This is a genomic window from Myxococcus sp. AB056 (assembly GCF_006547365.1).
GTDB classification, from domain to species: domain Bacteria; phylum Myxococcota; class Myxococcia; order Myxococcales; family Myxococcaceae; genus Myxococcus; species Myxococcus virescens.
This window is the reverse complement of sequence record NZ_VHLB01000005.1, coordinates 108,799-130,214: the sequence shown is the minus strand read 5'-3', so window position 1 is coordinate 130,214 and position 21,416 is coordinate 108,799. Positions and strand designations below refer to the sequence as shown.

At 68.4% G+C, this 21,416-nt stretch carries 17 protein-coding genes; 8 read left to right on the top strand and 9 right to left on the bottom strand.

The features are described from left to right. Positions 1–82 precede the first annotated feature (82 nt). Both FMP39_RS04130 and FMP39_RS04125 read right to left on the bottom strand, forming a co-directional pair. A complete protein-coding gene (locus tag FMP39_RS04130) occupies positions 83–1,249 on the bottom strand; it encodes a HAMP domain-containing sensor histidine kinase (protein WP_141588740.1) in 1,167 nt (388 codons plus the stop codon). A gap of 28 nt (positions 1,250–1,277) precedes the next feature. Continuing rightward, positions 1,278–1,952 (bottom strand): response regulator transcription factor, encoded by a 675-nt coding sequence (locus FMP39_RS04125; RefSeq protein WP_141588697.1) that lies wholly within the window; start codon positions 1,950–1,952, stop codon positions 1,278–1,280. 112 nt (positions 1,953–2,064) lie between these two features. Here FMP39_RS04125 and FMP39_RS04120 point away from each other — a divergent pair, with 112 nt between their 5' ends. Beyond that, entirely contained in the window at positions 2,065–2,862 is a 798-nt protein-coding gene (locus FMP39_RS04120; protein WP_141588696.1) for an alpha/beta hydrolase, read from the top strand. Positions 2,863–2,869: 7 nt separating this feature from the next. Here FMP39_RS04120 and FMP39_RS04115 read toward each other — a convergent pair whose 3' ends face one another. Further along, positions 2,870–5,113, bottom strand: coding sequence for a DPP IV N-terminal domain-containing protein (locus tag FMP39_RS04115; RefSeq protein ID WP_141588739.1), 2,244 nt, complete (start codon positions 5,111–5,113; stop codon positions 2,870–2,872). A 76-nt stretch (positions 5,114–5,189) separates the two neighbouring features. Between FMP39_RS04115 and FMP39_RS04110 the strand changes: the two genes are divergently transcribed. Continuing rightward, positions 5,190–6,095: a LysR family transcriptional regulator gene (locus FMP39_RS04110; protein WP_141588695.1), complete on the top strand. Its 906-nt coding sequence runs from the start codon at positions 5,190–5,192 to the stop codon at positions 6,093–6,095. Between the two features lie 59 nt (positions 6,096–6,154). Here the strand turns inward: FMP39_RS04110 and FMP39_RS04105 are convergent, their stop codons facing one another. The 3 genes from FMP39_RS04105 to FMP39_RS04095 form a co-directional block, all read right to left on the bottom strand. Next, positions 6,155–6,742, bottom strand: a complete 588-nt coding sequence (locus FMP39_RS04105; protein WP_141588694.1) for a DUF1801 domain-containing protein — start codon at positions 6,740–6,742, stop codon at positions 6,155–6,157. A 102-nt stretch (positions 6,743–6,844) separates the two neighbouring features. Beyond that, positions 6,845–7,261: a DUF1801 domain-containing protein gene (locus FMP39_RS04100; RefSeq protein WP_141588693.1), complete on the bottom strand. Its 417-nt coding sequence runs from the start codon at positions 7,259–7,261 to the stop codon at positions 6,845–6,847. A 551-nt stretch (positions 7,262–7,812) separates the two neighbouring features. After that, positions 7,813–8,664, bottom strand: coding sequence for a GNAT family N-acetyltransferase (locus FMP39_RS04095; protein WP_228557645.1), 852 nt, complete (start codon positions 8,662–8,664; stop codon positions 7,813–7,815). 810 nt (positions 8,665–9,474) lie between these two features. Here FMP39_RS04095 and FMP39_RS04090 point away from each other — a divergent pair. The 6 genes from FMP39_RS04090 (at position 9,475) to FMP39_RS04065 (ending at position 16,293) form a co-directional block, all read left to right on the top strand. Then, on the top strand, positions 9,475–10,098 hold the full coding sequence (locus tag FMP39_RS04090; protein WP_141588691.1) for a PQQ-binding-like beta-propeller repeat protein: 624 nt from the start codon (positions 9,475–9,477) through the stop codon (positions 10,096–10,098). A 360-nt stretch (positions 10,099–10,458) separates the two neighbouring features. Beyond that, positions 10,459–10,707, top strand: coding sequence for a hypothetical protein (locus FMP39_RS04085; RefSeq protein WP_141588690.1), 249 nt, complete (start codon positions 10,459–10,461; stop codon positions 10,705–10,707). 45 nt (positions 10,708–10,752) lie between these two features. Beyond that, a complete protein-coding gene (locus tag FMP39_RS37765; RefSeq protein WP_228557644.1) occupies positions 10,753–11,082 on the top strand; it encodes a hypothetical protein in 330 nt (109 codons plus the stop codon). Between the two features lie 170 nt (positions 11,083–11,252). Beyond that, on the top strand, positions 11,253–13,862 hold the full coding sequence (mxcH, locus tag FMP39_RS04075) for a TonB-dependent siderophore myxochelin receptor MxcH (RefSeq protein WP_141588689.1): 2,610 nt from the start codon (positions 11,253–11,255) through the stop codon (positions 13,860–13,862). A 58-nt stretch (positions 13,863–13,920) separates the two neighbouring features. Continuing rightward, on the top strand, positions 13,921–15,189 hold the full coding sequence (locus FMP39_RS04070; protein ID WP_141588688.1) for a hypothetical protein: 1,269 nt from the start codon (positions 13,921–13,923) through the stop codon (positions 15,187–15,189). Between the two features lie 78 nt (positions 15,190–15,267). Further along, complete coding sequence (locus FMP39_RS04065; protein WP_228557643.1) at positions 15,268–16,293, top strand: alpha/beta hydrolase; 1,026 nt, start codon at positions 15,268–15,270, stop codon at positions 16,291–16,293. A gap of 122 nt (positions 16,294–16,415) precedes the next feature. Here the strand turns inward: FMP39_RS04065 and FMP39_RS04060 are convergent, their stop codons facing one another. The 3 genes from FMP39_RS04060 to FMP39_RS04045 form a co-directional block, all read right to left on the bottom strand. Then, positions 16,416–16,850, bottom strand: a complete 435-nt coding sequence (locus FMP39_RS04060; RefSeq protein ID WP_090494602.1) for a RidA family protein — start codon at positions 16,848–16,850, stop codon at positions 16,416–16,418. A gap of 100 nt (positions 16,851–16,950) precedes the next feature. Continuing rightward, on the bottom strand, positions 16,951–18,003 hold the full coding sequence (locus FMP39_RS04055; protein ID WP_141588686.1) for a hypothetical protein: 1,053 nt from the start codon (positions 18,001–18,003) through the stop codon (positions 16,951–16,953). A gap of 794 nt (positions 18,004–18,797) precedes the next feature. Then, entirely contained in the window at positions 18,798–21,257 is a 2,460-nt protein-coding gene (locus FMP39_RS04045) for an ABC transporter permease (protein ID WP_141588685.1), read from the bottom strand. Positions 21,258–21,416: the final 159 nt, after the last annotated feature.

Here is a 21,416-nt window from a genome sequence, read left to right as displayed (position 1 = left end):
GGGCGGCTCGCGCCGCTCCGCATGTGGGAATGGCGTGACGCTGCCACGACGCACGGGATGCCGTGCGTCGCGGTCCCCTCAGTCAGCCGGACTCCGCGGACGGCCAGGTGAGCCGCACCCTCGTCCCGTGTGGTTCCACGGCGCTGAAGGTCACGTCGCAGTTGAACCGGCGCGCCAGCCGCTCCACGAGCGACAGGCCGATGCCGAAGCCCGTGTGTCCGGGCTCGACCTGGCCGAAGCCCACACCTGTGTCGGAGATGCTCCAACCCTCTGGCGCGATGTGGATGACGATGCGCCCCTGGGGCGTATAGGCGAGCGCGTTCTTGATGAGGTTGCCCAGCATCACTCGCGCCACGGACCCCGGAAGTGGCGCGAGGACCTCCTCCTTCGCCTCGATGACGAGCGCCACGTCGCCGTGAGGGCGGTGTTTGCCGTACAGCGCGACCATTTCGCGGGAGATGCTCACCAGCCCGCACGATTCGTCGGAGCGGCCTGACCGGGCCAGCCAGAGGATGCCCTCTGTCAGCAGGCCCATGTGGTGAATGGCCTGCCGCAGACGGGCGAAGGTCTCCGTGTCCGCGGGTGGGTCCAACTCCAGTATCTCCACCGCGCCCTGCGCCACGGCGAGAGGCGTGCGCAGTTCATGGCTCGCGTCCCGGTTGAAGGCGCGCTCCCGCTCCAACAGTTCCTGGATTCGGGCATCCCGGACACGCAGGGCTTCGGCCAGGGCCCGCACCTCGGTGACTCCGACGTCCTCTTCCCGCGCCGGAGTATCCGACTGGACGCGTGCCACGAGTTGTTCAAGCGGACGGCTGAGCCTCCGTGCGACGACCAGGGAGAGCCCGGCGGCGCCCAGCAGGGCCAGCAGCGCACTTGCCAGCAGCAGTCCGGACGTCTGGCGCAGGTGGCGGGTGGTGCTCGTCAGCGCCGTCGTGTCCAGGACCACGTAGCGCGTCGTGCCAGCCGACGCGTCCGGTCGCACCGCGACATGGAAGTGCCCACGGCCCTGGGCAAAGACCTCGTATTCGCCGCGAGGTGTGGCCAGGGGGAGCGCGTCTCCGAGCCAGGACGGAAGGCCTTCGTGGCCGACATAGGCCGTCATTCCAAGTGGGATGGCCCCCGCGTCATCCCTGCGTCCGTCCGCCGCGGTGGCGACGAACCGAGCGAAGATGGCGTCTTCCAGGTCGTAGCTGAAGAGCGTGAAGAACGTTCCCATCAGGACGAGCGCGAGCGCCGCGGACATGCCCATGGCGCCGAGGAGGAGACCTCGGACCGACCTAGTCCTCGCGCGCATCCAGGCGGTATCCCTTGTTGCGGAGGGTGGTGATGCAGTCGCTCATCCCCAGCTCGGCGAGTGCTCCGCGCAGGGCATAGACGTGGGTGCGCAAGGCACTGGATTCCGGCGCATCGTCCCCCCAGAGGTGGTGGGCCAGCGTGGCTGTCGAGACGGACTCGGGCGCGGCCTCCATCAGCAGCCTCAGGAGGAGTGTCTCGGTCTTGTTGAGGTGGACGGTGCGCACGCCTCGCCTTGCCTGGCCCGTGTCTGGCTCCAGCGTCAGTGGTCCCACCGTCAGCCGTCGTCCGCTCGGAGGCACGGGGCGCCGCGCCAGGGCTTCGAGCCGCAGCCGCAGCTCCCTCAAGGAGAACGGCTTGACGAGGTAGTCATCCGCGCCCGCGCGGAAGCCTTCTTCCTTGTCATCGAGGGTGTCCCGCGCGGTCAGCATGAGGATGGGCACCAGCCGGGGAGCGAGCTGCCGGTAGCGTTGACACAGCTCGATGCCACTCATTCCCGGCAGCATCAGGTCCAGGACGATGACGTCGTATTCCTGGCCCAGCGCGAGCGTGAGGCCCTGGGGCCCGGTGGCGGCGAAGTCGAGCTGGAAGTCCTTCCCCAGAAACCTCTCGATGTTGGCCTGGAGGTCCAGGTTGTCTTCGACGACGAGCACTCGCATGGGTGGGCAGGTTATCAGCCGCCATGTCAACCGGAGGTCAACCGGGTGTTGACGCGTGGCTGACGCGGAGGGCGGCAAGGTGACCGGGCTTCTTACCTCTGGGAGAGCCGAGATGACCCGCTTGCTGTCGCTGTGCCTGCTGCTTCTATCCGCTTCTGTGGCCCGTGCCGCCGCCCTGGAAACGTCGTTGGACGTTCGCGGCGCGGATGGAGAGCGCATCCCCACGCGGGTGCTGGAGCCGGCGGGAGCTGCCGCGAATCCACCCATCGCCGTCCTCCTGCACGGCCTTACGCGCCGCAAGGAGGATTGGCTGTCGAACGAGGGGCCAACCCACGGCGGTGTGCTGAAGGACGAACTGCTGCGGTCCGGCTACCGCGTCTATCTCCTCGATGCACGCCGGCACGGAGAGCGGGCGACGCCCGAGGCGAAGCCGGGAGCGCTCGCCAAGCGGGCCCATCAAGGGGACCCCTCGGGGTACGTGGCGATGATTGCAGACACCGTCCGCGATGCCCACGCGCTGCTGACCACCGTGCTCGCGAAAGGCCAGCCGCCTCGGGTGCTCGTCGCCGGGTACAGCATGGGCGCGCAGGTGGGAATCCTGCTGGCGGCGCGTGAGCCTCGCGTCACCCACCTGGTGACGATGGTTCCTCCCCACATCGACCCGTCGATGGAGGAGGTTGCCCCCTCGCGCCACATGGCGAGCGTTCACCAGGAATGGCTGCTGTTGACGGCGAACAAGGATGACTTCGCGCCTGTCGCGGACAGCCGCGCCCTGTTCGATGCCGCTCCGTCTCGTCGCAAGACCCACAAGACCTTCGACAGCGGGCATGTCCTCCCACGGGAGTACCTGGAGGAGGTGCGCCGCTGGCTCCATGCGGACCGCCGAGCGCCTGGCCGCAAGGGCCCCTGAGGAGCCCTTACCGTGGACCGCCCAGGGTCCGGAGGAAGAACAGGCCCACATCGTCCCGGTAGTAGCGGCTGGCGGCACCCCGAGGCGAGTGCGGCTGGCCGGGCATGATGAGCAATTCGAAGCGCTTGCCCGCGCGGATGAGCGCGTCCGCCATCCGCATCGTCACGGAGAGCGTGGCATTCACGTCGCTCGTGCCGTGCATCAGCTTCAGGTGGCCCCTCAGCCTGTCTGCAATCGCGAGGTTGTCGCCCGCCGCGTACCCCTGGGGATTGACGCTGGGGAGGTTGAGATAGGGCTCGTTGATGATGGCCTCTTCCTCCAGCGCTCCAGGGGCTCCGGCGTAGCCCGCCTTGAAGAAGTCCGGCGCCGTCAGCATGCCGCGCAGCGTGAAATAGCCGCCCCACGAACCGCCGTGGATGCCGACCCGCTCCAGGTCCATCCATGGGCGCGTGGACGCGGCCTGCTTCAACCCCGCGACGTAGTCGGGAATCTCCGTTTGGCCCACGCGGCCGTAGTTCGCGTCCTGGAAGGACTTGCTCCGTCCGGGGCCACCCCGGGGGTCCAGCAACACCACGATGAAGCCCAGCTGCGCCAGGCCGCTGGCGGTCAGCGAATCCGAAGTCCCCAGGAAGGTCCAGGGGACAACGGTGGTGAACGGACCCGCGTAGATGGAGGCGAGCACGGGGTAGCGCTTCGAGGAGTCGAAGTCGCGTGGCTTGTAGAGCACGCCGTGCAGGGGCGTGACGCCGTCGGCCGCCTTGACGAGCAGCGCCTCCGGCCGCGTGTCGCCGAGCGACTCGAACTCACTCGCGTCTGACGTGGTGAGCCGCACGCGCTTGCCACCCTCCACGGACACCAGCTCCCTCAGCCGGGGCTGTGTCCGCGAGGACCATGTGTCCACGTAGTACTGGCCCGAGGGGGACAGCGTGATGCGGTGCATCCCCGAGCCCGAGGACAGCCGCTTCAACGCGCCGCCCTTCAGGCTCCCCCGGTAGAAGAGGTGCTCGTATGGCGCGCCGCTGTCGGCGGAGGCCAGCACGTAGAGGGCATCTCCCGTGGGGGCGACTCCCACCACTTCGTGCACGGGAAAGGCGCCTCGCGTGAGCTGCCGCACGCGCTTCCCCGAGCGGTCATACGCATACACGTGGCGCCAGCCATCCCGCTCGGACATCCAGAGGTAGCCGCGTCCTCCTGGCAGCGCCGTCACCTGCTTCGCCCAGCCGCCCACCGCGAAGTCCAGGCCGGTGACGAAGGTCTCCGGGCGCTCCTCGCGCAGCACGTGCCGACGCTGGCCTGACGCGGGTTCCACGACGGTCAGGTCCAGCCGCTTGGCGTCACGCGAGAGGTGGAGGCACAGCGCCTCGGTGCCCTCGGGATTCCAGCCGGCGAACCAGTCATACGTCTCGCCCTCGACGGGCGGAATACGCGTCACGCGGCCCGTCGCCACTTCCACGACATGGAGCTCCGCGCGCGGCAGTGGCGTCCCGGACTTCGCGTAGGGCACCGTCGTCACCTTCTCCAGCGCGGAGGAGTAGTCCACGACGGGCACCTGGTGAACGGCGCGGAGGTCATCCCGCCACACCACCAGGAAGCGGCCATCCGGTGACCAGGGACGCTCCGGAATCCGCCAGTCGAGGTTCGCTTCCCCCGTGCGCTCGGCCACGGTGGCACCTTCCGCGTTCCGCACCGCGAAGCCGCCCTGGCGTTGCACGGCGAGCGCGCCGCCTTTCGGCGCGAGGAAGTGCTGGGGCGACAGCGTCAGCGCGGCCCGGTCCTCCGGCGACAGCAGGGTGACGTGGCCACCTGACAGGCCCAGGCCAAAGGTCTTCCCCTCCAGGCGGAACACGATGCCCTGCTCATCCGGAGCGAGCGCGACGTCGAAGAAGCGGGGCGCGGTGATGGGCTTGCCCAGCAGCGTCGAGAGCTGCTGCCTCAGTTGCTCACCGGAAAGGAGTGGCTTCAGCTCCCCGGTCTTGGCGTGCGCCAGCACCCACGTCCCGCCGTCCTTGCCCTCACGGGACCAGAAGACCAACCGGTCGCCCTCACGCAGCCACCTGGGGGGAACCAGGCTGTCCCGCAGGAGTTCCGCCCGGCGGACGAACCGGTCCGCCAGGTCCAGCTTCGCCTGGACCTGCGCATCCGGCGTGGCTCCGGAGGGGACGAGGGGGAGGGGAGCGTCATCCAGCGCCAGGACGGGGGCTCCCGTCAGCGCCGTGAGCATCAGGCCGAGGGGAACGAAGGGGAATCGCATGCGCAGATGGTAGGAAGCCGCATCCTTCACGACCAATATATCTTTTGATGCGCATTGAGATGGATATCGTCTCGATATGGAATTCCGTCAGCTCCAGCTCTTCGTCGCCGTGGCGGAGGAGCTGCATTTCGGACGCGCCGCCGCGCGCATCGGCATGGCCCAGCCGCCGTTCAGCCAGCAGATTCGCCGGCTGGAGTCCGAGCTGGGAGTCGAGCTGCTCACGCGCACGAGCCGCCGGGTGGCGCTTACCGCCGCCGGGAGCCGCTTGCTGGAGGATGCGCGCGCGTTGCTGGCCCGGCGCGCGGATGTCATCCATTCGGTGCAGCAGGCGGCGAGTGGAGAGACAGGCACGCTGCGTGTCGGCTTCGCCGCGTCGTCTGCCTTTGGTGTGTTGCCGGACATCGTGCTGCGCTTCCGCACGCGGTTCCCGAAGGTGAAGCTGGAGTTGGACGACAGCGAGACACTGGATGTCGGCGCCGCGCTCGTCTCGGGGGAGCTGGACATCGCCATCATCCGGGCGCCCTTCCGTCACGAAGGGCTCACCGTCGAGCGACTGCTCCAGGAGCGCTTCGTGCTCGCCCTGCCAGCTCGACACCCACGAGCCCGTCAGCGGGTCGTCGCGCTGTCCTCACTGGCGAACGAGCCGTTCGTGCTCTTTCCGCGTCACTCCGCGCCGGGCCTGCACGACCTGGTGACGAGCATGTGCCTGGGCGCGGGTTTCTCTCCGAACATCCTCCAGGAAGCCAGCTCGTGGCCGTCCGTCGTTGGCATGGTGGAAGCGGGCCTGGGGCTGACCATCGCTCCCGCGTCCTCCCAGGCGCTGCGTCCCAAAGGGGTGGTGTTCCGCCCCCTGAGCGGCGCTCCCGGACACGCGGAGCTGGTGGTGGCCTTCCCTGGAACGCGGCCCGCGCCCGCGGCGCAGCACTTCCGCGTCCTCGCGCATGAAGCCGTCTCCCGCTCTGGCAGGAGTGCTTCTGACTGAGAGGCACTCACGCCACGGGGCCGCGGCACGAGGCGCACGTCATGCGCGGAGGGCACGCCCTACATCCGTTCGCCAGGCAATCGGCTGGCCTGCTTCACCCAGGCGGCGAACTGGGCCTCGTCGAGCGGCTCGTCCTCGCGGATATCGAGGTAGCGCGTGTCCTGGCTCTTGGACGCACCGGGTGGGATGGGGCGCAGCGAGGTGCCGCGGAAGAAGGCCACCTTGATGTACTTCGTGAAGCAGTGGATGCCGAGGAACCATCCCTTGCCTTCGACGCCGTACATCGGCGAGTTCCATTTGACCGCCTTGCTCACGCCCGGGACGGTGCGCTCGATGAGCGCGTCGAGGCGGTGCCCGACGTCGCGTTTCCAGCCCGGCATGGCCTCGATGTAGGCCCGGATGGGGGCGTCGCCGTAGCCCTTCGCAATCTGCGGATTACCGCCAGAGAGGAGGACTGGCTTGGTGGCCGCAGCGGGGCTCTTGCGTCTGGCCGCGGTGGCCTTGGGCGCTGCCGCCGATTTCTTCGCCGTGGCCTTCTTGGGCTTGGGGGCCGCTGACCTGGCGACTGCCTTGCGTGGTGTGGCCGCCTTCGCCGTGCTCGGCTTGGCGGTGGCCTTCTTCGCGACCTTGGACGACTTGACTGCCATGGTGTTCACTCCAGATGGGCGGTCATGGGGACCACCGAGGGCGGGGCGTCTCAACGTCTTCTCGAGGATGAGTTGAGCGACCCGCGCCGCGGAGGTCAACCTTCACTTCGAGCGCTTCGTGGGCTTCTTTCCGCTCGACGTATTGAGCGCGACGGCCGCGCGGATGAGCGCCTTGAATGCCTTCGCGTCCAGCGCCTCACCTTCGTGAATGTCGATGGCGCGCCTGACGTTCCCGTCGAGGCTCGAGTTGAAGAGCCCGGAGGGATCTTCCAACGAAGCACCCTTGAAGAAGGTCAGCTTCACGGCCTTCTTGTACGCCTCACCCGTGCAGATGCCCCCGTTGTGGGACCAGACCGGCGTTCCCCGCCACTTCCACTCCTCCACGACCTCCGGGACGGCCTCCTTGATGAGGGCACGCACCCGCGCGAGTGCATCGCCTCGCCAATCACCCAGTTCGGCAATCCTTTCGTCGATGAGTTTCGATGCCGACTCGCCATCTGTCTTGGTTTGACTCTTCATCTACCTGCCTACCTGTGGAGATGCCGTGTTGCCCACGTTTCCTGCGTCCGATAGCACCCTGGTGGGGTGTAGGAAACAAGGGGCAGCCGGTGTGGGCCTCCGCATCCGTGCCTCTCGCCTTGACGGCATGGGGCGCGCAGGGGAGCGGCACTCCTGGTGCAGTCGCGGCTGACCGCCAGTTTCAGTTGGCGCGTCGCGCCCCTTGGCGGTGGACGGCAGCACGAACGAGTACAGCCCGCTGAACAGGGGCTGCCCGCCGATGCCAATAAGCGGCGAGGGTGGGGCCACGAGGTTCTCGTGGAGTAGGACGGACTCCCACTGAGTGCGGCTCTCTGCCCCCGACACGTCCTCTAGCCGCCAGAGGGAGTCAGTGCTCTGGACGCCGACGAAGATGCTGACGAACAAGGCTCCGTCTCACGAGAGTTCGCGCGGTCGCTCAGGCTGGGGTTCGTGAAGGCCGCATGTTCCCGAAGGCTCGCCGGTAGTGAACGGGCGTCATTCGTCCTCATTGCTGGCCCGGCCCTCGCCGCAAATGCGAGTGAGACGGGCGTTCATGGGGACGCCAGGGTGTAGCCGAGGTTGCGGTCCACCACGGTGAAGCCGACGGACTGATAGAGGGCGGGGGAGGCCGGGTTGTCCGCGAAGGCGTACACGATGGCCCGCCTGGCGCCCAGCATGTGCATGCGCCGGAGCCCTTCGTGTAGGAGCGCGCGCACCAGTCCGCGTCGCCTGTGCTCTGGGGCGCACGCCACCGGTTCGAATTCGCCCACCGCGTTCGCCTCGTCGAGCCAGCCCAGCGCGCAGGCCGCGAGGCTCCCATCGGGCGCCTCGGCGACGAGGTCCAACGCAGGCTGGTAACCCGGTGCCTCCATGAGCCGCGCGTACACCTCCGTTGTCACCCGCTCGGAGCCGAAGCCGCGCCGGTGTACGAGGGCTCGCGCGGCCACCTCCTCGGGGCCCCGCACCGCGCGCACCCGGTAGCCCGCGGGCAGCGAAGGCGGCGGAGACGGCACCGCGTGTAGCGGCAGTGCGAGGTGCAGGTAGCACCCGCCCGTGGTGCGCCGCCAGCCGCGCCGCTGTAGCGCCGCGAGCAGCGGACCGTTGCTCTCCAGCGCCCACACGGTGGCCGGCTGCGGGGTGCGCTCGTGGCGTGCGCGAACCCAGGGAAGCACATCCTCCGCGAAGGCGTCAGCGTGCACGAGCGGGTGGACGAGCAGGTCCACATCGCCGTTGCCGTAGGCCCACGCAAAGCCAGCGAGTTGCCCCGGCGCGTGTTCCCACAGGGTGATGTCCTCCCGCGGCCGTACCTGTGCATTGCGCAGCAGACGCCAGGTCAGGTCTCCCACCGCGCACTCCACGTGGGGACCTCGCTCCGCCCAGGCCTGTGCCACGAGGTGAGTCATGGTGTTGAGGTCGGCCACATCGCGATAGGGGCGGAGGCAGAACATCTCTACTCAATACACCGGACAGGGCGTGATTCGCACTCGTGGATGGGTTGATTCAATGGTGCGCATTGCCCTTGGCGCACCTGAGATGCAGCGATCGGACCTTGGATAGACACAGCCGGGCCCGCGCTCCGCGGCAGGGAAGGGGGCTCGTTTCCTCCAGGGGGCCATGTTGAATGCGAGAAGGTCCGTCCATTGGAAATCCCGGTTTCTTCTCGCGACGAGCGCGGGCTCTCCGCGGAAGCGTGGCTTCTGCGGGAGCCTGCTGCTCGTGTTCGCCATCGTGGGCATGCAAGCGGCGTGTTCCCGCCGCTCCGACTCCATGCCACCGAAAGGCGCTGCTTCGGTCGCTGCCGCCGCGCCATCCTCTGGCACGGATGCGTCCGTGAAGGCATCTGCCGGGGCGTACGCGGATGTCTGGTGCGAGGGCCTCACCCCCGAGCGATGTGGGGACCTCGCGGACAAGTGCATCCGGCAGACCTACTGCGATGGTCAGCAGTTCTGCTCCAGCCGAGGCAACCGTCCCAGGGACCACGTCTGTGGTTCGGAGGGCGGCGCTGGACGCGGCGGACCCGGTTCGTTTCTGTCTCGTGCGGTGGGCCAGCGACGTCCTGGGCCGTACCGACGTCCAGGAACTGCGGCACGCCGAAAGCGTGAGCCATTATGGGGTGAGTCCCACCCCCGAGCACCGGATTGCTTTCTGTGTGTTTAGAGCCTGCGCGCCGATGACATTCCTGGCGGGTCTGGTAGCCCACCTCGCGAGCGCACATGACGCCGAATCCATTCCTCCACTTCGTGGCGGACGCATGGACGTCGAATCGCTTGCCGCGTTACAACACCGCGATGAGCGACCCCTTGCTGATCACGACCGTACAGGGCTATGTCGCCGCAATCGACCGCGTCAGCGGCCGAGTCATGTGGCGGCACGATCTTCACGATGCGCGAGTGGACTCCAAGCTGCGCGGCGCGCGAACGACCGTGACGCTCGCCGTTGAGCCGCCCTTCGTCGCGATGCTTTCGGTGACCTGGGAGGAAATGAGCACGCACACTGGTGCGGTTGCCTCGTGGTGCGTGCGCCTCGTGTGCTGTGACTATGCCAGCGGCCGTGTGCTTTGGACGGTCTCCGAAGACGTGAAGGGATGGGGGCGGAAGCCAAGCATCAGCGCCATGGACCCTTGCTTGCGAATCCAACAAGGCCAGGTGTTGATGGGCCTTTCGACGGTGACCGCGTTCGATGCGGCGAGCGGACGGCAATTGTGGAGGACTTCGGTGGCGCCCGAGCCCGAGTCCACTCAGCCTACGGACGGCGGCTTCTTCAGCTCGCTCATGGGCTCCGCTGGCGCCGTGCGCGCAGAGTATTGGAACTGCAAAATCGCCCGCCAGCGAGACTGATGAGCGCAGGTCCGCGAAACACGCGACGGCCCCTCCGTAGTGACTGCAGTCACTATGGAGGGGCGCTTGACGCGAGGTCTCCGGGGGCATCCCATCTCTGAGAAATACATGGGTTGTGGGGCCCTCCTGGGGGGGGGCATGCGCGTTGCGGTGAGGCAGCGCACGGGCAGGGCCGCCTCGCCGCAGCAGTCTTCCTTCGCTGCCAGGAACCAGGTGATACCCATGAGCGCGTCAAGGCTTCGGCCCTCTCTCGTTCCATGATGCGTCCGACCACTGCTCCGGCTTCTCCCGTCAACTCGAGGCAACTGCTGAACCTGGCTCCGGCGCCGCAGTCCTCCGGTTCCGGCGTCCCGAGCGCCAATGACAAGCGGCCGGCAGGGGACAGCCGTTCGGCGGCGTAGCTCGTCGACGACACCCCGGCTGAAGAAGCTGGGACGCCAGAAGGACATCAGGTCCGAGCAGGCGTGCAAGCAGACGGGCATCGCCCCCAAGCTCGACCTGAAGGACGCGAAGCAGAACCCCGACGCCGTCTTCCGGCTGGCCAAGGTGCTGGAGTTCATCGACAGCGCCAAGGCGCCAATGGTGGGGACCGGTCGAACAAAGTCCTGAACGGCCAGGAAGACGGCAACATCGAGGGCATCACCAAGGGTGGAGATGCGCGGCACGGCACGGAGGCCGTTCGCCGAGAAGGGGGAATCCTTCCTGGGCGCTCACCAACTGCCGACCACGAAGGACACCCACGTCAAGGCGGACGGGAGCAACAAGGACAACGTCCAGTGGTTCGCGGGCGAGGCGGGCAAGCACCTGCGGTTCCTTCCAGGCGTCAGCAACGTCCTGACAAGGATTGGCAACTCGGAGGGCGGCTTCAAGGGCGTCCTCGAGGGCGCCGCGACTGGTTACTTCAATACCGTGAAGGGCGCCGCGGAGGGCGTCATCGGGGGCCCTCACGACGGGCCGGGCCAATCCGGCCTCCCTCCTCTTTGACGGCGCCATGGGCGCGCTGGGCAGCACCGAGGCCGCTCCGCAGCCGATGAATGACATCGCCAACCAATTGACCCCCACCGCTGGCACTGATAGTACGTCGTGGTGTTGAGAATGAGTATCAATATCGACATCATCCTCGCGCCTTCGAGCCCTGTCTGTACACCGTGAACATGCCCACACTTCGTCGCTGGCGGGGTGCCCCCGCGCCATCCTCTCTGGTCCCCACGCTCGCACTCCTCTCCGTGCTGTCGATGGGCGTCGCGCGAGCCCAGGATGCGAGCGAGACCCCGGCGCCGGCGACGTCCGCTTCCCCCGCTGGCGCGACGCCGCACCCGCAGGCGCCGGAGGGCGAGGGCGAGCCTGCGCCATCCGGCGGGGTCGTCCCTCCGGTGCTGCTGGCCCAGCCTGAGGCTGTCTATCCGACCGAGGCACTCGCCGCGGGGCTTGAAGGCGCGGTGAAGCTCCTCCTGACGCTTGATGCGGAGGGCCGGGTCACGCGCGCGGAGGTGGTCGAGGGACTTGGGCACGGACTCGATGATGCGGCCGTGAGCGCGCTCCAGAATGCGCGCTTCTCCCCGGCGATGCAGGACGGCAACCCCGTCTCCTGCCAGTTCGAGTTCATCCACCACTTCGTCCTCGGCCGTCCTCCCGAGGCCGCGCCGCCAGGCGCCGAGGATGTCGCCCAAGTCGCGTCCGACACACCCGCGGAAGAGGCGACCGCGCAGCCTTCCGAGGAGCCAGAGACTCCCGCTCCCCCTGGATTCACCTCGGTCGTGCGCGCCAGGTCGACCGAAGCCCGTGCCCTGGTGCGCGGCTCGGAGGCGGTGGACGTCGTCGAATTGGAGAAGGCCCATGAGCGCGCCGAGGACCTCGCGGAGGTGCTGACGCGTGCCTCTGCCGTGCAGGTCCAGCGGACGGGCGGAATGGGGAGCCGGACCCAGCTCTCGCTCGGGGGCCTCTCCGGCGACCAGGTGCGAGTCCTCCTCGACGGCGTCCCCATCGAGTACTCGCCCTATGTCTACGGACTGGGAAGTGTTCCGGTCTCGCTCATCCGGCAACTCGAGGTCTTCAACGGCGTCGTCCCGGTGCGCCTCGCGACGGACGCGCTGGGCGGTGCCATCCACCTGCGCTCCGACCTCGCGAAGCCCGAAACCGGTGCGTCCCTGTCGCTCCAGGGCGGGTCCTTCGGCAGCTACCGAGGGACTGGCAGGCTGACGTGGCGCGCCCACGAGCACGTCTTCGTGCGAGCCGCGGGGTTCCACGACCGCGCGCAGAACGACTACGTCGTCACCGTGCCCGTGGATGACCCGGCGACGGGGCGTGTCTCGCCGCGCGCCCTGCGCCGCAACCACGACGCCTATCGGGGCACTGGAGGCGATATCGAGGTGGGGTTCGAGTCACTGCCGGGCATCGACCGGCTCGTGCTCAATGGCTACCTCGGCCGCTACGACAAGGAGGTCCCACACGACCAGTTCATGATTCAGCCCTATGGCGCGGTCACCTCCGCGCAGGAGAGTTGGGGCCTCGGGCTTCGCTACGAGGTGTCGCCCCATGAGCGGCTGAAGGTGCTCGCCATCGCCGGGTACAACCAGCGTGTGGGCGAGCTTCTCGACGCCTCCGACTGTCTTTACGACTGGTACGGCGCCTGCCGTGCGACGCGGGCGAGAGCCGGGGAGACTGGCTCGACGCCGCTGGAGAACACCCAGACGCGCCAGACGTTGTTCGGGCGCGTGCGGCTCCTCGGGACGCTGCTCGACCCCGAGGACCTCGAGGTTTCGCTCGGCGTCGATGACAGCGACCGAAGCGGCGAGAACGCCTACCTCACCCGTCTGCAGCAGGAGGACCCCCTCCGGGTGCCGCTCGCGCTCACGTCCGCCTTCGGAGGTCTCTCCCATCGTCAGCTGCTCTGGGACAGCAGGTTGGAGAACACCGTGTTCGTGAAGGGCTACTTGCAGCGCTTCGCCTCGGGGACGAGGCAGGAGGCCGCGGAGCGCCGGTGGGCCGGAGGTTTCGGTGACACCTTGCGCTTCAGTCTGACGCGGGGGCTGCTCCTCAAGGCGTCCTATGAGCGGACCACGCGGATGCCGCGGGTGGACGAGATTTTCGGTGATGGGGGCCTGCTCGTGGAGAACTCGGCGCTCGTCCCCGAGTCGAGTCACAACGCCAACCTGGGCGTGGAGCTCCTCCCCATCGTCACGTCCGTTGGCCGCTTCGGTGCCAACGCGGTCGCGGGCATCCGAGACGTCGAGAACCTCATCCAGCTCTTCCCCGGCGACGCCACGCAGGCCTACGAGAACGTGGACCACGCCCGTTCCTTCTCGGCGCACGCGGGCGTGGACTGGGACTCACCCGGCGACTGGGTGGGGCTCACCGGCACCGTTACCTGGCTCGACTTCCGCAACCTCGCGCGGGAAGGCCAGTTCGCCCGCTTTCACGGGGACCGCATGCCCAACATTCCCTGGCTCCAGGCCTCGGCGACCGCGCGGTTCCAGAAGCGTCAGCTCTTGAGCGATCAGGACGCTCTTGGCCTGGAGTGGACGACCCGTTTCGTCGAGTCGTTCTACCGCTCCTGGGAGAGCGCAGGGCGGGGCGGCGACAAGGCGCGGGTGCCCACCCAGGTGCTGCACTTCGCCGCGCTCACCTACCGCTCCCGGTTCGAGGGGCGCGCCTTCTCCTTCTCCTTCAACCTCCAGAATCTTACCGACGCTCCCGCCTTCGACATCGTCGGTGTCCAGAAGCCGGGCCGCGCGTTCTCCGCGCGCGCCACGGTTGATCTCTGAGCGCCCGCTGAGGCGCTTCGAGTCTCCTCGCAGGAACCCTTCGCCAAAAGGAAGCCCGATGAAGCTGAAAGCCTCACTCCTCGCCCTCGCCGTGTCCGCCACTGCCTGCTCGGATTCGGACGGCCCCCAGGTGGTCCCCGACGCTGGAACCGCCGAGCCCCTCTACGCCGCCATCACCCAGGTCGCCATCGCTGGTGGAAACACCCAGAGCTACCTGGTGACGTTGGACGACATCGAGAAGGAGCAGACCGTTGGGATTGGCGACGCAATCGAGCTTCCCGCGGACGCGTACATCGCCGCCGGCCATCCGGGCACCGGCAAGTTCATTGTCAGCAGCTCGAGGCTGCCGACGGTGACCCCCTACACCCTCAACGCGGATGGCTCGTTGACGGCCGGCGATCCGCTTTCGTTCACCAGCCAGGGGGTTGCCGCGACCGGTGGCTATCAGTCCCAGCACTACTTCGTCAGCGAGACGAAGGCCTATTACTTCGACCACGTGAACTACAAGCTGGTCATCTGGAATCCCCAGGACCTCGCCATCATCACGTCGAAGGATCTGACGTCCCAGCTCAAGGACGGCGACTTCACGTTCCGCTATTCGCAGAGCCTGGCCATCACCGCGGGCAACGACGTCATCATCGCAGGTGGCTGGCACGCCGCGGACGTGAAGACGGTTCCGGCGAAGACGGCGCTGGTCATCGTGGACACGCAGACCGACGAGGTGACCGTCAAGGTCGACAATCGCTGCGGCTGGGCGCGCGACGGCGTCAAGCACACGGATGGGAAGATTTATTACGCCACCGAGTCCCTGGGCAGCGGAGCGCACTTCGTGTCTCCCGGGACCACCGGCACGCCCTGCATGGTCCGCTTCGATCCCGCGACTGGTGAGTTCGATGCGTGGTCCACCACGCTCGATTCCTTCATCAACCCGGGGGCGGAGGGTGACATCGCCGCCATGCTCCTGCCTGGAGCTCCCGGCAAGGGCTACCTGCGGGTGATGAACAAGGCCGCCGCGCAGTCCGCCTGGGACACAGCGGTGGCCGCCGAGCGGACGTTCAACGGGCAGAGCGCCGCCGTGGGCGCCTGGTGGAGCCTGTGGGAGGTCACCCTCGGCGACGCGCCGACCGCGACGCCCGTCGTCCGGGACGACCTCGTGCCCACCAACGGCCGCACCATCCCGCAGAATCCTGGTGAGCTCCTGGTGCTGCCGGAGTTCATCAATGACAACGCCCAGACGCGCTTCCGTCTCATGAGCCCCGAGACGGGCCTCGGGGACGCGAAGACGGTCGTCGAGGGCCAGGTGCGCGGCCTCCTCCGGATTCGCTAGCCACCCGCCTGCCGTTCGGAGCCCTCGCCGTGCATGGGCGGGGGCTTCAATTCATCCGTCATCACCGGGTCTCCCAACATGAGTCTCTTCGTCCCCCTCGCGCTGGCGCGCTCTCTTGGGTTGCGCTTGCTGAACCCGCTGCTCGCCGCACGCTTCCACGTGCTCCTCGCGGCGGGCCTCCTGACTGCCAGTTGCGCCTCGGGGCCGGTGTCCCGCGCCGCGCCGGTGGCTCGGGTGGACGGGGCTCCGGTGACGCTCCAGGACACCTTCCAGTTCGAGCTCGACTCGACCCACACCGGACGGACCCACCGGTTGTACGTGGCGGTCCCCGAGGGCCCCGCGCCCGCTGCCGGCCATCCGGTCATCTACCTCCTGGATGGCGGTGCGCACTTTCCCACCCTGGAGCGCCTCACACGCGCCCTCCCCAGGCTCGCGCGGGGCTTCGGCGTCGCGGCGGCAACGCCGGTCATCGTCGGGCTGACCTACCCGGGGGACCAGGCCCACAGCGACCAGGCACGTGGTGAGGACTACACGCCGCCCGCCCCGAATCTCTCGAACACGGGGGACCGGTTCTCGAAGAAGCAGGGTGGGGCGGATCGCTTCCTGGACTTCCTGAAGAAGGAGCTCGAGCCCGCGCTTGCTTCGAGATTGCCGATCGACGGCTCGCGCACCGCGCTGATGGGCCACTCCTATGGCGGCCTCCTGGTGCTGCATGCGTTCTTCACGAGGCCCACGTCCTTCGACACCTTCATCGCGGGGAGCCCGTCCATCTGGTGGAACGACCGCTACGTGCTCACCGAGAAGAAGGCCTTCCTGGAGCGGTTCGCGCGGACCCCGGTGAAGGCGCGCGTGCTGCTCACGGTTGGAGGGCTGGAGCAGAAGCCGCGCAAGAGTGAGGGGACGCGGGGCATGTTCGCCGCCGAGCGGCGGATGGTCGACAATGCCCGTGAACTCGCTGTGGAGCTCGAGGCGATGGGCGGCGGCGATTTCGCGGTCCAGTACCTGGAGTTTCCCGGCGATGATCACTACAGCGCATGGCTCCCCATGCTGAGCCGTGGGCTGCTCTTCTTCTCCGCCCCCTCGCTGCTTCCGGGCGCCGACTGAGCCCGCGCGGGGGCACCATTCGCCGTGCCCACGCGCAGGTGCGTCTCGCCGCATGACCGACGCCAGAATCCCTCACTCAGCGCGATGCGGAGGGCGGGTTCATCCCATGCGGCTACGCGCTGTCAGGCACGTAGGACAGCGACCGCTTCGACTTCGAAGAGCATCCCGTCCAGCGCCAGCCGAGGGACGGGAATCAGTGTACAGGTCGGCTTCATGCCGCCGTTCCAGGCCGCGTCCAGCTCGGGGCCGATGATCCGGAGCTTCTCCTCCGTGTGGTCCACCACGAGCATCGTGAGCTTGGCGACATCGCCGACGCCGGCTCCCACGGACTCCAGGGCCGTGCGGATGTTCTGGAACGCCTGTCGCACCTGGAGACGGAAGTCGGGCTGGAGGGCCCCGGTCTCACTCTCCCCACCTTGCCCCGCCAGGTAGATGAGCCGGGTGCCCGGCGCCACCTGCGCCACGTGCGAGAAGCCGTAGGGCGCCGGGTCGAACAGTCCCTTGGGATTCGTCAGGACCAGCGGCGACGTCTTCGAGGGGTCTGCGGTCTGTCCCATGATTCACCTGTATGGATTCTGGAGGCTACGTATCCAGGTTCGAACTCGAATATGCGAGCGAGCAACCGTCGTTCTTGGAGCAGGGCGTATGTGTGGCCAGCTAATTCGCGCGGCGCGAGTTCCGGCGGCTCAAGAGCGAGAGCGTCGAGAGAAGGCCCAGCACCGTCAGTCCGCCCCCGGCCTGGGTGCAGCCCTTCTTGGTGTCGACCGGCTCGGGGAGCGGGTCCTCGTTCACGATACCTCCGTCCATCTCGGTCCCCCCATCCGAGCATCCGAGCATCTGGCTCATTCCCACGTTCGCGACCCGTGCCGCGCAGCTCAACTCGAAGTCCACGCTCACGGGGGGAAGCGTGATGTTCGCGTGCTCCAGCGTCGCCTTGAGCGTGGCCCGGTGTCGTCCGGGCGGGAGGCTTTCGATGGGCGGCCGGTTGTAGGAATCAGCGCAACCCACGTAGTCGCAGAATGTATAGAGGAAGAGCAGCTGCCGGTTGTATTCGTAGCGACGCGGCTCGAGGTTCTCCTCACCGGTGGAGGTCAGCCCGCTGTGCTTCGCATACGACCAGGGCTCTCCGTCCACCTCCACCGTCCAATGCACCCACGGAAGGAACGGCACCAGCTCCGGTGACGGCGTAAAGCGCAGCGTGGTGAAGTTCCCTTCCACCTGCCTGTTGCCGCAGCTCGAATCTCCGTACACGTTGAAGATCCCCTGGCTCGGCGTGTCGACCGTCAGGGTTCCGGTGGTCGTGGGGAGAGGGAGGGCGGGGCCGGCGGTGAAGGTCACGGACTCGGTCTGGGTTGGCTGGAACTGACAGACACCCTTTGCCTCGATGCGGTACGTGGTGCCTGGCTCCAGCGGTGCGTCCGGGACCAGCACCTGCGTCTGATGCGCGCCCGGCGTGACGGTCGCGGGCACCTGCGTTCCATCCGGCAACAGCAGCCGAACGGTGGATGAATCCACGCTCTCCAGCAGCGGCGGCACCGTCACCAGTCCGGGGATGTTCGCGGGCACCGCACCGCCGTCCTCGGGGAGGGGAAAGCGCACCCCCACCATGCAGTTGGGGGCGGCACAGGCGTGCGCCGACGTGGGAATGAGCGCTCCCATTCCCAGGAGGAACATCCCCACCGTGCTCCATTTCCACGTGTGTTCGTGCATGCCTCATTAGACACCGAAATCTGGGGATTGGGATATCGCCCAGATGTAGCTCCGGATGTGCGGGGCCAGCGAGAAGCATGTGTTAGCAAATGCGTCATTCCATGCAGCGTCTTGCAGAGGGGGCCCGAAGAAGGGGGGGGGCCTCAATGTCGAACATGCTCGCGATGGATGTCGCCGGGCTCAATCATCCCGCTCGAATGTAGGCCCAAGGCATTCCGAATCGCCGCTGCCTGGCGCGCGGTCGGCGGTACGGGCTTTCCTCGGGGTACGCTCCAAGGGCCCATGGGGGCCGGGCATCTCGAGGAGCGCGTCGCATGAACCCAGGGGTCTCCATCGTCGCCGATGACACCCGGAGCTGGGGATTGGAGACCCCTGGCCCTGGGCTGCTGCTGCGCGTGCCCTCCATGGGCCGCTGGGCGCGGCGGCCCTCGGTGCATCTGGAAGCCGCTCCGGACTACCGGATCCGATTGCGCGGCGGGGGCCAGACGCTGCTATGGACCCGCATCGACTCCTACTGGGACCGCGCGGTCTTCGTTCGGGGAACGGCCACCGCTCCCCAAGTCCTGCCGCCACTGTCCACACCCGAGGTCCGGGCAGCGGACGGGAGACCTGGCACGAGGAGGTCTCCGCCCGCCGCCGCAGGGGCCAGCTCCCGCTGCTGGAGGACTCCGACTGGCGCTGGCTCGCTTAGCTCCCCACACGGGGCCCTGCGCGAGACCGCGACGGGAGACATGAGCGCCCTCCGTGATGCGCGAATGGGCGCAGCAGCAGGACTTCGGGCAGGCGCAGGCGCTTCAGGCCTCCGAGCGAAGCACGGTCATCGGGTCCACGCGCGAAGCACGTCGGGCTGGCAGCCAGCTCGCGAGCAGCGCCACGCCGAGCAGGAGGAGCGCCACCACGAAGAAGACGAGCGGGTCCGTGGTGCTCACTCCGTACACGAGCCCCGCGAGCACCTGGCTGAGCCCCAGGGCCCCCAGCACGCCAAGCACGATTCCCAGCCCCGCGAGCCGCGCCGCCTGCCGGAGCACCAGCCCCAGCACGTCTTCCGTCGTCGCGCCCAGCGCGAAGCGGATACCGAACTCCCGCGTGCGCTGCGCCACCGCGTAGGACACGACGGCCGCGAGGCCCGCCACCGAGAGCAGCAGCGCCATCGCACCGAAGGCGCCCAGCAGCAGGAGGCTGAAGCGCCTGGGGGCGAGTGAGCCCGCGAGCAATCCCTCTACCGTGGACAGGCGCGAGGGCAGCTCGGGGGCAAGCTCTCGCAGCACAGGCAGCGCCGCGGTGACCAGGGCCGCGGAGCCCATCGGACCGTGCACGGCGAGGTGGAAGCGGGAGGAGGCCCGCATACGCTGCCGGGAGCCGCCATAGAACATGGGCCTGGGCGCGTCATCCAGCCCTTGCTCCCGCACGTCCCCCACCACGCCGACGATGGTGAAGGGACGCAGGTCTCCGTCCATGTTGCCGAACTGAATGAGCTTGCCCAGCGGGTCCTCGTGGGGCCAGCGGGCCTTCGCGAGCGACTCGCTGATGACGGCCACGTGCGGCGCGTCGACGGTGTCGCGCGCATCGAACAGACGCCCTCGCACGAGCGGGATGCCGAGCGCGGCGAAGTAGCCCTCGCTCGCCACACGGTACTCGGCGGAGCCGGTGCGCTCGGGCTCGCGCGCCAGCCGCCCGAAGTCCTCGAAGTCCCCCACCTCGTCGGGGCGGTTGAGCACGATGAAGGTGCCATCCCCCGCCGGGCTTCCCTCGAGCGGGAAGTTGCTCACGGCGCCCACCGCGCGCACGCCGGGCAGCGCCGCCAGTCGCGAGAGGAGGTGCTCCTGCAACTGCACGTTGTGCCGCCCCTGCGCCTCGTCCTTTGCCGGAGGGAGCACGAGGCTGAGCACCGCGACATCCTCGGTGCGATACCCCGGGTCCAGCGAGAGCAGCCCCATCAGGCTCCGCCCGAGCAGCGCCGCGCCCACCAGGAGGACCAATGCGAGCGCGAGCTGCCCCACGACGAGGGCTCGGCGCGTGCGCTCGGCGCTCCCGCCTCCGCTGTGCGTGCGCCCGGCGCCCGCCAGCGCTGCTCCCGGGGGCTGCCGCGCCGCGCGCAGCGCCGTCAGCAACCCCAGCCCCAGTGCGAGCAGCAGCGACAGCCCGAGGGAGAAGAGGAGCACCGTGGCGTTCACCCCCACCTCGTCGACCCGTGGCAGGTGGCCCGGCTCGGCCGCGAGCAGCGCGCGCACGCCCCAGGCGGCAAGCACCGCCCCCAGTGCGCCTCCCGCCAGTGACAGCAGGAGCGACTCCATGAGGAACCGCCGTGTCAACGCTCCGGGCCCCGCGCCCAGGGCCACGTGAATGGCAAGCTCCCGGGCACGGGTGGCCGCGCGGGCGAGCAGCAGGTTCGTGACGTTGGCGCCCGCCACCAGCAGCAGGAAGGCCGCGGCGCCCGCAAGCAGGTAGAGCGTGGACCGCACGCGGCCCACCAGGCTCTCCTGCAAGGGCTCCACGGCGATGTCGTGCATCCGCGTCTCCTGGCCGTACTGGGCTTGGAGCTCGCGGGCGATGTGTGTGAGCTCCACTCGCGCGGCCTGGAGGTCGACGCCGTCCGCCAGCCTTCCCACCACCCGCCAGTTGTGTGCGGTGCGGCTGGGCAGGGGAGGCACCAGCTCTCGCGGAATCCACAGCTGCGTGCCCACCGGGTAGTCGAAGGACTCGGGCATCACGCCCACCACGGTGTAAGCGCGCCCCTCGAAGGTGAGGGTGTCCGGCAGGGGCAGCGGCCGTGCGCCCAGATACCGCTTCCAGAAGGCGTGGCTCACCATCACCACGGGAGCACCTCCCGCCTGCTGCTCCTCCTCCGCGAAGAGGCGCCCCTGGACTGGCCGCACCGCGAAGGCGGGGAAGAAGTCGCGCGAGGCGAGCGCCAGCGTGGCGAAGGCCGGCTCGTCGGCGCCCGTGACGGCGACGCTCGCCGCTCCCGACACCTGCGCCAGCGCCGAGACGGTGCGAGCGCGCGTCCGCACATCCTCGAAGTTGGGGTCCGAGAACCGCATCGGATGGCCGTCCGCCGCGCGCTGGGAGAGCTCCACGAGGCGCTCGGGGCGCGGATAGGGCAGGGGACGCAGCAGAACGCCTTCCACCACGCTGAAGAGTGCGGTGCTCGCTCCGATGCCCACCGCCAGCATCAGGACACACCCCAGCGTGAAGCCGGGGCTGCGGCCCAGCGAGCGCAGGCTTTGACGCAGTCCACCCAGAACGGAATCCATCGCGACGTCTCCTGAAGCCGGTCGGAGGCTTCCGGAGCGGCTACGTTCGGGCCGGCGGACGATTGCGTGTCCCCTGCTCAGCCACCAGGCCCTTGGTCGTGATGAACAGGGGTGTCCAGCCCGGGTCGGCGTCTCCGGCCTGAACGGGCCTGCGAAGGC